Annotated in this window: 9 protein-coding genes and 1 pseudogene; all 10 read left to right on the forward strand. The window is 45.3% G+C overall.

The window, feature by feature from the left end; translation table 11 throughout:
- Positions 1 to 26: 26 nt before the first annotated feature.
- The 10 genes and pseudogenes from pxpB to DMB88_RS02255 all read left to right on the forward strand — a co-directional run bounded on the left by pxpB (position 27) and on the right by DMB88_RS02255 (position 11,552).
- On the forward strand, positions 27 to 830 hold the full coding sequence (gene pxpB, locus DMB88_RS02215; protein WP_128104269.1) for a 5-oxoprolinase subunit PxpB: 804 nt from the start codon (positions 27 to 29) through the stop codon (positions 828 to 830).
- Positions 827 to 1,861, forward strand: coding sequence for a 5-oxoprolinase subunit C family protein (locus DMB88_RS02220; RefSeq protein ID WP_128100029.1), 1,035 nt, complete (start codon positions 827 to 829; stop codon positions 1,859 to 1,861). Before pxpB ends, DMB88_RS02220 begins: the two co-directional genes overlap by 4 nt.
- Positions 1,858 to 2,625: a LamB/YcsF family protein gene (locus tag DMB88_RS02225; RefSeq protein ID WP_128100030.1), complete on the forward strand. Its 768-nt coding sequence runs from the start codon at positions 1,858 to 1,860 to the stop codon at positions 2,623 to 2,625. Before DMB88_RS02220 ends, DMB88_RS02225 begins: the two co-directional genes overlap by 4 nt.
- Before the next feature lie 15 nt (positions 2,626 to 2,640).
- Entirely contained in the window at positions 2,641 to 2,775 is a 135-nt protein-coding gene (locus DMB88_RS31860) for a hypothetical protein (protein WP_368028297.1), read from the forward strand.
- Positions 2,772 to 3,101, forward strand: a complete 330-nt coding sequence (locus tag DMB88_RS02230; protein WP_368028298.1) for an NUDIX domain-containing protein — start codon at positions 2,772 to 2,774, stop codon at positions 3,099 to 3,101. The genes DMB88_RS31860 and DMB88_RS02230 overlap by 4 nt, the downstream gene beginning before the upstream one ends.
- Positions 3,102 to 3,467: 366 nt before the next feature.
- Positions 3,468 to 3,884 carry a pyridoxamine 5'-phosphate oxidase family protein gene (locus DMB88_RS02235; protein ID WP_128100031.1) on the forward strand — a complete coding sequence of 139 codons (417 nt, stop codon included), beginning with the start codon at positions 3,468 to 3,470 and terminating at the stop codon, positions 3,882 to 3,884.
- Between the two features lie 475 nt (positions 3,885 to 4,359).
- Positions 4,360 to 6,617: pseudogene (locus DMB88_RS02240) on the forward strand (bifunctional 2',3'-cyclic-nucleotide 2'-phosphodiesterase/3'-nucleotidase).
- 178 nt (positions 6,618 to 6,795) lie between these two features.
- Positions 6,796 to 7,824, forward strand: a complete 1,029-nt coding sequence (locus DMB88_RS02245; protein ID WP_128100032.1) for an EAL domain-containing protein — start codon at positions 6,796 to 6,798, stop codon at positions 7,822 to 7,824.
- 199 nt (positions 7,825 to 8,023) lie between these two features.
- On the forward strand, positions 8,024 to 10,102 hold the full coding sequence (locus DMB88_RS02250) for a methyl-accepting chemotaxis protein (RefSeq protein ID WP_128100033.1): 2,079 nt from the start codon (positions 8,024 to 8,026) through the stop codon (positions 10,100 to 10,102).
- 157 nt (positions 10,103 to 10,259) lie between these two features.
- Positions 10,260 to 11,552, forward strand: coding sequence for an arsenic transporter (locus DMB88_RS02255; RefSeq protein WP_128100034.1), 1,293 nt, complete (start codon positions 10,260 to 10,262; stop codon positions 11,550 to 11,552).
- Positions 11,553 to 12,231 lie beyond the last annotated feature (679 nt).

Here is a 12,231-nt window from a genome sequence, read left to right on the forward strand (position 1 = left end):
GAGGAGGAGAGAGCTTGAATACACCGATGTATTTATGGATAGAAGAGATGTTGTCTCCGATCAGCGAGTCAGCAATCATTATACGTTGCGGTGATATGATCTCCGATGAGGTTCATCAACGGGTAATGTCCGTCTGCTCTATGCTAGAACAAGATCATATGCATATATCAGGATTAATAGAGGCTGTGCCGTCATTTGCATCGGTCACACTTTTCTACGACCCTTATCTTCTAATGCAACATATGTCTAGCAGTCTAGATTCTACATCTACGACAATAGAAATAGGTGGATCATACGAACACCCACGAGCCGATACATCAGCCACCTCCCCATACATATACTTGCGTAACCTCCTCCTCTCCTCTTTACAAGAATTACAATCGGCGGCAGCATCCAAACAAGCCAGAACGGTTACGATACCCGTATGTTATGGGGGAGAGTTTGGGCCGGATCTTGAATATGTAGGGTCAGTGCATGCATTAACGCCAGATGAGGTTATCGCTATTCATACAGCAGGTGAATATCTGGTGCATATGCTTGGATTCGCCCCGGGATTCCCCTATTTGGGGGGACTATCTGCGCGTATTGCCACACCAAGACGTGCAACGCCAAGACTTCGTGTGGAAGCTGGCACAGTTGGAATCGGCGGTGAGCAGACGGGCATATATCCACTCGCGATTCCTGGAGGCTGGCAGTGTATTGGGCGAACCCCAATCGCATTGTTTCGTCCAGATGACAATCCACCTAGTTTATTGACTGCTGGGGATCGGGTTCGCTTCACACCTATATCCATTCAAGAGTATTTCGAACATCAGGGGGCTATGTCATGAGCATAGAAGTGATCCGCTCAGGTCTGTTGTCCACCGTTCAGGATGAAGGTAGATTCGGACAACGCCGGTATGGAATTCATCCCGGAGGAGCGATGGATACTTTTGCTGCGAGGGTGTCTAACATGTTAGTGGGCAATACTCGGAATGCAGCCGTAATTGAGATGACGATGACGGGGTCAGAGCTTCGGTTTGAGGAAGACCAGTTAATCTCCCTATGCGGAGCTGATCTGTCAGCAAAGGTAGATGATATGGACGTTCCGATGTGGCGCCCCATTGTAATGCCTGCCGGAGCAGTCTTGCGATTCGGACGATGTCGCTCAGGGCTCCGAACATATATGGCCGTTGCAGGTGGCATCGATGTGCCTGTAATCATGGGAAGCCGAAGTACGGATCTGAAGACCGGAATCGGTGGTATCGATGGACGTGCTTTGCATGTCGGTGACAAGCTGAGGATCGGAAAGCCTTCTGCAGAAGCGAGCATGATCTTGGATTTCTGGGGGACAAAACGGAAGTCTGATGTTCATCGTGTGAAAACAACTGCATGGTATTTCTCCAGCAATGAATGGCCTGGCTATCGCGCAGAGCCTGTTATTCGTATTGTACCGGGCATAGAGGATCGTGGATTTACGGAAGAAAGCTTAAGAAAATTTTACGAAGAGTCCTACCTTGTATTGCCTCAATCGGATCGAATGGGCTATCGTATGCAAGGTGCTGTCCTAGAACGGAAACAAGCCAGAGAGCAGCGATTATCTGAAGCGGTCACCTATGGAACGGTGCAGATTCCTGCGGACGGTCAGCCGATTATTTTGATGGCAGATCATCAGACCATAGGCGGCTATCCTGTACTTGGTCAGGTTGCTCGGGTTGACTTACCAATTCTGGCGCAGGCTAGACCTGGAACAAGGGTTACTTTTAGACAGATTACATTCAGGGAAGCGGAGATGTTATGGCTCGAACAGGAGCGGCATCTACGATTGGCTGAGAATTTCATTTGCAGCAGGATGGTAGCGGGAATGGAGGAACTTCGGTGAAACATGTGGATATAAACTGTGATCTAGGTGAAAGTTACGGGATTTATCAAATGGAATCGGACGAAGCAATATTGCCTTTGGTCACCTCCGCAAACATTGCCTGTGGCTTTCATGCTGGCGATCCGGGGACAATGAGGCGCACTGTAGAACTTGCCATGGAACATCATGTCGCTATTGGAGCCCATCCGGGATTACCTGATCTGCAAGGGTTTGGCAGAAGACGTATGGAGATTACTCCACGGGAAGCCTATGACATGGTAGTTTATCAAATGGGTGCTTTGAATGCATTTGTCCGTGCCCGAGGAGGACAGATGCATCATGTGAAGCCGCATGGAGCCCTGTACAATATGGCAGCCGTGGATACTAGCTTGGCCGAGGCAATTGCAGAGGCTATTTATCAGGTTCAGCCTGAACTGTATCTATACGGTTTGGCAGGTAGCGCCATGATCGAAGCAGCGGATCGCATTGGTTTGCGTAGCGTGAGTGAGGTATTTGCAGATCGAACCTATGGAGCAGACGGTAGGTTAACTCCGCGAAGTCAGGAGGGAGCACTGATTCAGCATACAGAACAATCGCTCAAGCAGGTACTTCATATGGTGAAGGAAGGACTTGTTGATACGACCGCAGGCACGAGTATACCTATTAAAGCGGAGACGATATGTATACATGGTGACGGGGTACATGCCCTTACGTTTGCACGCCAGATTCGTGCTATGCTAGAGGCCGAGGGAGTTACCCTGTCTGCGATAGGAACAATTGGATGAGTAGGAGAGATAAACATGACTAAACCGATACGTAATTCGGCGAAAGCTGTCATTGTACAGGATGGACGATTGCTCGTGATTCGTGTGGAGGATCAGTACGGTACAGCGTATATTTTCCCTGGTGGGGACAAGAGAAATATGAGGAATTGAAGGACAGCGTACTGCGGGAATGTCTCGAAGAGATTGGTCAGGCGGTTACAGTGGGTGAGTTGATGCACATTCGGGAGTATATCGGTAAAAACCACGAGTTCGCCGAGTGGGATGCGGATTACCATCAGGTCGAGTTTTATTTTGCATGCAGTTTAATCGATCCGGCAGCGACAAGTTACGAAGGCTCTAATCCAGACAACCATCAGGTTGGTGTGGAATGGATTCCGCTTGAAGACCTGTCTAAGGTTCGGTTATATCCAAAAAGAATCGGAGAGATGCTGCTCGCACAGGACTCCTCCAAGATCTATCTTGGCGATCTGAACTAACAGTAACTAATCAAATAGATGTGCCTATTTTGATATATAAACATTTTAATAAATAAAATTTCCAGTATTGTCACGTTTGCAGGTCCGGTTCATGGATTCACCAATGATGAGGTGGGTACACTATAAGTACAGGCTTATACAACAATATCGTTATAAGCGGTGCCAGTTGAAGAACTCTGAAAGTAGTGAAGGGAACGGAATCGATTCTGAAGAAGCAAAGCGCTCGCCTTTGTTTCTGAATTTTATACCGATAGAAATTTCAATGAGAAAATTCAGAAACAACAGCGATCGAAAGAACGATCCGTAACCGTAACGTCACACACAGCTTCTGTCAAAATACCCCCAAACCCGAAAGGAGCAACTCCCATGAACCGGACTGAATTGGAAGAGAACATTGTAAAGGCATTAGAGAATAATCCGTTTTGTAGCTTCTCCACGGTGGAGAATGGCAAACCCAAATCTCGCTATATGGCTCTGTTTAACGATGGAATGAACATTCATCTTGCAACGAATCGTCGCACGCATAAGGTAGAAGAATTGGAGAACAATCCGAATGTAAGCCTTCTGCTTGGTTATGAGTCGGGTGGCTCCAAAGAAGTTGTTGAGGTAGAAGGAACGTGTGAAATCACGAAAAACGAAGGATTGCGTGAACAGGTGTGGAATGATGAATTGAAGGCATGGTTTGACGGTCCTCAGGATCCGAATTATGTCATTCTGGACATTACACCAACGCGGATTGAATATACGGGGAAAGATCACGAACATCAAGTGTGGGAACAATAGAATTCGTACTTATGAATCACCTTTTGCGAACGATGCGTGAATGCACTGTTTCGGAAGAGGTTTCAACCGTGAGGCCATGTGGCTTCGCGGTTTTTTGAGGTTAGACATAATCGTTCTAAAATGGATATACATGTAAGATGAATGTAATATACGTATTTAGCATGATGAGTAAACTATTTTTAGAAAAAAACGCGAGGAATTTGTCGAAATTACGCATGATTGTGTAAAGTAAGGCAGGTATGTGCGGATAACGTAAAAAAATAAAGCTTTTCAACGACTTCACATTGCGGTATTATTTGGAATGTAAACGACACGCACAGATATGAATAGATGTTCATGTGAGATAAACTAACCTGGAATTTTGATGGTTTCATCAGAAGATCAGCACGCACAACCCATGGAATCTATCTTGGTCTGCGCTTGTTCGTTTGCGTACTAATGCATGATTCAATGTACATAACCGGGAGGGGTTATTTTGAAAAAGAGTAAGAAAGTATTATCAAGCCTGACTGCCGCTTTGGTTGCATTTAACGTGCTTGCGGTATTTCCAGTACCAGTATCGGCTGCGGACGCTGCCAAAGTTAAATTGCGGATTATGGAAACGACAGATATTCACGTCAATCTGCACAACTACGACTATTATTCTGACAAAGAAACCGATCAGTATGGACTGGCTAAGACAGCAACTCTGATCAAAAATGCACGTGACGAGGCGAAGAACAGCCTGCTATTTGACAATGGTGACTTGATTCAAGGAAATCCTTTGGGGATTATGTTGCCAAGATTGATCCACTGAAAAAGGGTGAAACTCACCCTGTATATAAAGCAATGAACCTGCTTGATTATGATGCAGGGAACATTGGTAACCACGAATTTAACTATGGCCTTGATTTCTTGGATATGACGCTTGAAGGCGCTAATTTCCCTTATATCAATGCCAACGTATATATCGATGACGGTGATGATGATGAAACGAATGACAAGAACTATTTCACACCGTATGAAATTCTCGACAAAAAAGTAACGGACGAAGATGGCAAAGAGCACACGATCAAAGTGGGCGTGATTGGCTTCGTTCCACCACAAATTATGCAATGGGATAGCGCGAATCTTGAAGGTAAAGTCATTGCCAAGGATATAATCGCAACTGCGAAAAAATTCGTTCCACAAATGAAGGCTGAGGGTGCTGACATTATTGTTGCTATTCCTCACTCCGGTTTCGAGGATATCCCTCAAACAGACCTGATGGAGAACTCCGTATTATATCTGAGCCAAGTTGAAGGTATTAACGCGATCTTGTTCGGACATGCCCACAAAGTCTTCCCAAGTGCTGATTTTGCAGGTAAAAAAGGTGTAGATCTTGAAAAAGGTACAATTAATGGCGTTCCATCTGTTGAACCAGGTTTCTGGGGCGATCACCTAGGTATTATTGATCTGGATCTGGAGCAAGTAGACGGCAAGTGGAAAGTAGTGGATTCTTCTACAGAAGCACGTCCGATCTATGATACAGCGAACAAAAAACCATTGGTGGACGCTGACCAAGAGATCATTGATGCTGTGCACGAAGAGCATGAAGGTACACTTGAATATGTTCGTGGTCCTGTTGGCGAGACAACTGCACCAATCAACAGCTTCTTCGCACTCGTTCAAGATGATCCATCCATTCAGATCGTAACGAATGCACAGAAATGGTATGTTGAGAAACATCTGCAAGGAACGGATTATGAGAATATTCCTGTATTGTCTGCTGGAGCGCCATTCAAAGCAGGTGGACGTTCAGGTGCTTCGTACTACACGAATATTCCTGCTGGTACGATCGCAATCAAGAACGTAGCGGATCTGTACGTATATCCAAATACGGTACATGCTGTTGAGATCAACGGTGCTGAACTCAAAGAATGGCTCGAATGGTCTGCAGGACAATTCAATCAGATCGACCCTGCCAAAGGTGGACAGCAGCAATTGATCAATATGGACTTCCCAACATATAACTTTGACGTTATTGACGGGGTGACATATCAGATCGATGTGACACAACCAGCGAAATACGATGCCAAAGCAACAGTGGTTAATGAATCCGCAAGCCGGATTAAGGATCTGAGCTTTGAAGGTAAACCGGTTGATCCAGCACAAAAATTCATTGTAGCTACGAATAACTATCGTGCTTCTTCATCCAAACTGGCCAATCCAGATGGTAAACGCATCGTTCTGGCTGCACCGGATGAGAACCGTCAAGTCATTATCGATTATATTCGTGAGAACAAAACGATTAACCCAACAGCTGATGGTAACTGGTCTTTGGCACCAATTAAACCGTCAGCAGGTGTAACTGCAGCAGCCTTGAATGATCTCGAAGTGGTGTTTGCTTCTTCTCCAGATGCGAAGGCTCTGGTTGAAGCTAATCCAGCGATGTCTTTCATCGGTACAAACGAAGATGGTTTTGCTGAGTATGGTTTGAAATTGACAGGAGACGCGGTTACAACTCCAACAACAGGGGCTGAGCCTACTCCAACGCCAGCACCAACTCCGACACCTGCACCGGCTCCAACACCTAAGCCACAACCGGAAAAACCTGCAAAGGACAACGTGGTATATGTGGTGAAAAAAGGAGATAACCTGTACCGCATCGGATTGAAATATGGTGTGGACTGGCGCAAACTCGTAACGGTAAATGCAATTAAAGATGTGCACAACTTGAAAGTTGGACAGAAAATCATAATTCCTGCTTCCTAATGTGCAGATTGACGACCGACAGTCTTAAGACTGTCGGTTTTTTTGATAAGTCTAAAAGCTCACTCCCCGTCATAGAGGAAGTCACCAAAACAGTAGAGATTAATTTGAATACCCGTGCTATAATATTTACAAACTTTGGGTATATACTAATATTAATGAAACGGCAAGGGGGTTCTACATGAATTGCAGTGGCTGCAGTCCAATTTATCCGATTGAGGATCAAGGTACTCTGTATCTGCGTCCGTTTTCCCCCATTTTGCTGGAAGCGCTGCAAACGCAGGGGATGAGTAGCGAGCATTCAGATCGCTATATCTGGGTGCATTTTGACAATCTTGACATGCTGCAGAGCAATCTGGAGAAGATCAGGAAGCTGAATCAAGCTGTATTGGACACGATTTCATTTCAAGTGAGAGCAATCCGTGAGCAGGCAGACCAGGAAGACTGGATCAGTCTGGGAATGCTGGAGAATCGGTTCAAGCATGCGGATATGGTTTCGATTATTTTAGAAAAAAGATTCAGTAGTCATATGCAGCCCATTGTGGATGCTTCACAGCAAATTATTGGATATGAATTCCTCTTACGTCCTGCTGAGAACGGAAGATCATTCAATGCGTATGAATTGTTTGAAATTGCACGGGATACGGGATTGCAATCCTTTTTAGATCGAACAGCAAGGATCTCGGCCATTGAGACGAGTTCCGTTTTTTTGCCACAGGGAATTAAGCGTTTTGTTAATTTCTTACCTTCCTCCATATATAACCCCGAATACTGCTTAACACATACATTTGAAGTCATTGAACGATTAAGGTTAGACCCTAAAGACTTTGTATTTGAAGTTGTTGAAACTGAGCCGATTAAACACATGGATGCCTTACAGCATATTTTTCAGGTATATCGTAATCATGGGATGTCTGTAGCGCTGGATGATGTGGGAGCCGGGTTTTCGACGGTAGAGCTGATGAATCGATTAGAACCGGATTTTGTCAAAATAGATCGGAGTCTCATTGATCATTGTGATGATGATCCTGTAAAACAGCAGAAAATCATTCATATTGTCGAGATGTCGCGTCGATTTGGCGGTCAGGTGCTTGCCGAAGGCGTGGAACGCATCGAAGAATTTGAGTTTTGTCGATCTGCCGGGATCGAGCTGGCACAGGGATATTATTTTGGGAAACCTGTGGCACAGCCTCCAACCTATTCGAATTGAAAATAGTATCAATACCAAATATGACCTTACACCTCGAACAAGTCACTTCGTATAGAAGTTGGCTTGTTTGGCATGCAATGTCCATTTTTTATATCAAATAAATCCCCCCATTCAGCCGATATATAATATAGGCCTTTAAGAGTAGTCCATACATAAAAGAGAATGAGGACAATTTTGATATTTGAGGGGGAGAAACGTGATGAGCCAGGATCAAAAGCAGATAAAAGCAGCTAAACCTGCCAAACCAAAAAATAATAAAAAGAAGAGTAAAAAGAAAGGTTTTGTCTGGAATATAAGGAACAAGCTATTGGTATCGTTCTTGGCCGTGCTGATTCTGCCTAGTCTGGCGATCGGCTTCGTTACGTTAATTATTGCAGAGGATAGCGTACAAGAACAACTGATGGATAGTGCCGAGCAAAGTGTGAGTACAGCGAATTCCATCGTGGAGAGCCAAGTCAGTTATAAAGTGAACGACATTAACTATTTTGCCAATACGCTTGATTCAAGTTTAATTAAGGGTGAGAACGATAGCACCGAGCTTCAGGCGAAGCTGGAGCAATATCTGGGTTTACATCCGGACGCCAATAATATTTTTGTAGGTACGACAGAGGGAGTCATGGTTCGGGGGAAACCGACGGAAAGTAGCTTGCGCGGCGATGCCTACGATCCAAGGGAGCGAGAGTGGTACAAGCTTGCGATGGCGAAGCCCGGCACAGCCGCTGTATCGAATGTGTCCCTTAATACGGATGGAAAAGCCGTTGTATTTATCTCCAAAACGTTGAGCGATCAATCCGCTGTAGTTGGTTTGTCCATGGATCTAACGGATCTGCGTGAACAGGCATCCATCAGGGTAGGTAAAGAAGGCTACGTCATTATTATGGATGCCAACAAAAATTATGTCGTATCTCCTGTTGTAGAAGCTGGAACGCAGGATACAAGTGATACCTTAAATGAGATGTTTGAGAAACAAGAAGGACAATTCGATTACGTGTATAATGATGCACCGAAAATGATGATTTTCTCTACTAATGAAGCAACAGGGTGGAAAATTGCCGGCACGATGTTTAAAAGTGAAGTAACCGAAGCAAGTAAAGATATTCGCATGGCAACATTTATTGTTATTCTGGCAGCTACATTCATTACCCTCATCTTTATTATCTGGTTTACGCGCTCGATGCTGCGTCCAATCAAACGATTGCAAGAATCGGCTAGAGCTGTAAGTAAGGGTGATCTGACTGTCAAAATGGAAACAGGTCGCAAAGATGAAGTGGGTGACTTGGCGAAGTACTTTGAACGAATGGTTGATAACCTCCGCATGATGATTCTGGGTGTGCAAGAAACGACAGAGCAAGTATCGGCTTCTTCGCAGGAATTGTCGGCTAGTGCAGAACAAACGACCAAAGCGATTGAGCACTCTACGCTGGCGGTACAGGAGCTTGCCGAAGGTGCAGAGCAGCAAGTAAGGAGTGTCAAAGAAGGTTCAGGACAAATGAGCCGTATGGCGGAAGACGTACGTCTTATGTCTGAACGTGTGCAATCCATTACTACGAATATGCGTCATACTTCAGGTGCGGCTCATTCGGGTAATGAGGCAGCGAGCGAAGCAATGGAACAGATGAATAGCATTCAGGAAACGGTGGAACAACTGGCGAAGGTAGTACAATCCTTGAATGCCCGTTCCGTAGAGATCGGTAGCATGGTTGATGTCATTGCTTCCATCTCCAAACAGACCAATCTACTGGCGCTGAATGCGTCCATTGAAGCGGCAAGAGCGGGTGATGCAGGTCGTGGCTTCGCTGTCGTAGCTGGAGAAGTGCGCAAGCTTGCTGAGGAATCCGGAAGCTCTGCGGCACAGATTGGGGATTTGGTTCATAACATTCGGATGGATATGGATGCAGCCCTTCATGCGATGAATGCAGCTCAGACTCGGGTAGGCGATGGTATTCAAGCCGTGAATACATCAGGGCAATCATTTGCTCAGATTCGTACTGCTGTAGAAGACGTTGTTCATACACTTGATGATCTGTCTGAAACAACGAAGCAGATGGAGCACGGTGCTACTCAAGTTGCTCAAGCAATGAATGATATCTCTATCGTTACCCAAGAATCGGCAGCGAACACCGAATCCGTATCGGCTTCGTCCCAAGAACAACTTGCATCTGTTGAAGAGATTGCTTCATCTTCTGCACATTTGAACAGCATGGCTGAACAGCTCCAAGGACTCTTGGGAATGTTCAAAATGATAGAAGATACGCCGAAGAAGAGCGACAAATCCTAAGTGATAACGGATTAACGTTCTAACCCATTTACAGCAAGAAAATAAAGATAGACAATCCTCCTGTTGCCCTGTATAACTAGATCGTCTGGTTATTCCGTACCGGTTGCGGTGTAATCGTATAATAGAAGAAGTGGATGATAGGGGCGCAGGAGGATTCATGACATATATAGCCATCTTAATATTTATCTTAACCATTACACTGGTCATCTGGCAGCCGCGAGGGCTGGGGATTGGTTGGTCTGCTATGGGTGGGGCGATTCTAGCGCTACTCTGCGGTGTTGTTAGCTTAAATGATGCATCTGATGTCGCTTCCATCGTATGGAATGCAACGCTAGCCTTTGTCGGCATTATCATGATCTCATTAATTCTCGATGAGACGGGTTTCTTCGAGTGGGCAGCGCTACATATGGCTAGACTTGCTGGAGGCGATGGACGCAGGTTATTCATATACGCGATCTTGCTGGGAGCGGCTGTGTCAGCACTCTTTGCCAATGATGGCGCAGCACTTATTTTGACACCCATTGTCTTGGCTATGGTAAGAGCGCTCAAGTTTGATGAACGCATGGTGCTAGCTTTTGTCATGGCCAGTGGCTTTGTAGCGGATACGACATCATTACCTCTCGTCGTCAGTAATCTAGTGAACATCGTATCTGCTGATTATTTTGGCATTACGTTTCTGGAATATGCTGCGAAGATGATTGTGCCCAATATATTTTCCATTGTCGCGAGCACAGTGATGTTATTTTTGTTCTATCGCAAAAGCATACCGCTTCGTTATGATATCACCGCTGCGCGTGATCCGAAGGAAGTTATTCGCGACCCACGTATGTTCCGCATTGCATGGTTCATGTTAGTATTACTGTTGGTTGCGTATACGCTTAGTGAGTTTCTCCCGATTCCAGTTTCGGTTATCGTGGGTGCCGTAGCACTGCTATTCGCATGGCTTGCGCGTAAGAGCGAAGCGGTTAATTTGAAACGGGTAGTGATGGAAGCGCCATGGTCGATCGTTGTATTTTCCGTTGGCATGTATATCGTCGTATACGGGCTTCGTAACGCAGGTTTGACTGACCATCTGAGTCGCTGGCTTGATGCGATCGCAGAACATGGTGTGCTAGCAGCATCTGTTGGGATGGGCGTCATTGGTGCAGTGTTATCCTCGGTGATGAACAATCTGCCTACCGTGCTGATTAACGCCCTAGCGATCCATGGTTCGAATGCTGAGGGCATTGTGCGTGAAGCGTTAATTTACGGTAATGTGATCGGCTCCGATCTAGGTCCCAAAATGACACCGATCGGCTCGCTTGCAACGTTACTATGGCTGCATGTGTTATCACGTAAAGGTGTGAAAATCACATGGGGATATTATTTCAAGGTTGGCGTAATCCTAACCATTCCAACATTGCTAATTACGCTTGCGGGTTTGGCGTTATGGTTGTGGATTCTAGGTTAGTAAACTAAAATAGTTACACTTTCTACTTCGATGACAGAATAACTTTCCGATCGCTGTTATCCCCAGATTTTTTGATTCCTTTTCTAAGGGAAAATCCAGGGATGGCGTATGCTTCCGATGTAGCTTTCTTTCAGAAAGCTTTCAGCCGAACGCTTCGCTTCTCCATGTTATTTCTGTCCTCTCCGTTCTCGTGTACATGTTTAGGTTATAAAAACAATTTAGTATAAAACTGCTCATAGTTGGTGCTGATGCACTCACTGTGAGCAGTTTTTTTATTAGCCGATTGTTTTCTGGGATAGCGACCAGGCGAGCATAACGCATTAAAACATGACCAGCCTCTCCTGAATTCCATCACTAATTGTTAAACACCGTTAACAATGGACGGTGGAGCAATTCATTGTAGGCCTGGTCTTTTTCCTACCCTTCCCTAGGCTGTAGATTGAAATGTTTGGGGAGTTTCATCAGCGCTGACATAGCGCAGGGAACGGAACGATTGTGGAAAAGCGGAGCGCTCGCCTTTATCCCCGGATGTTTTCCTTGGAAAAAACAAATCATATACATCAGGGGATAACAGCGATTGAAACAACGTCCGTTCCCGGAGCGACCTACTCAGCGATGAAGTATATCCAGTTATTTTCCAAACACAGCCTACATTTTTAACATTGCGTTTACAAAACAA

The sequence above is a fragment of the Paenibacillus sp. DCT19 genome (genome assembly GCF_003268635.1).
GTDB lineage: Bacteria > Bacillota > Bacilli > Paenibacillales > Paenibacillaceae > Paenibacillus.

Bases quoted from the DNA above. Each gene is read 5' to 3' on its own strand.
- DMB88_RS02250 (WP_128100033.1), top strand. From the start codon at position 8,024: ATGAGCCAGGATCAAAAGCAGATAAAAGCAGCTAAACCTGCCAAACCA.
- pxpB (WP_128104269.1), top strand. From the start codon at position 27: ATGTATTTATGGATAGAAGAGATGTTGTCTCCGATCAGCGAGTCAGCA.
- DMB88_RS02255 (WP_128100034.1), top strand. From the start codon at position 10,260: ATGACATATATAGCCATCTTAATATTTATCTTAACCATTACACTGGTC.
- DMB88_RS02220 (WP_128100029.1), top strand. From the start codon at position 827: ATGAGCATAGAAGTGATCCGCTCAGGTCTGTTGTCCACCGTTCAGGAT.
- DMB88_RS02245 (WP_128100032.1), top strand. From the start codon at position 6,796: ATGAATTGCAGTGGCTGCAGTCCAATTTATCCGATTGAGGATCAAGGT.
- DMB88_RS31860 (WP_368028297.1), top strand. From the start codon at position 2,641: ATGACTAAACCGATACGTAATTCGGCGAAAGCTGTCATTGTACAGGAT.
- DMB88_RS02235 (WP_128100031.1), top strand. From the start codon at position 3,468: ATGAACCGGACTGAATTGGAAGAGAACATTGTAAAGGCATTAGAGAAT.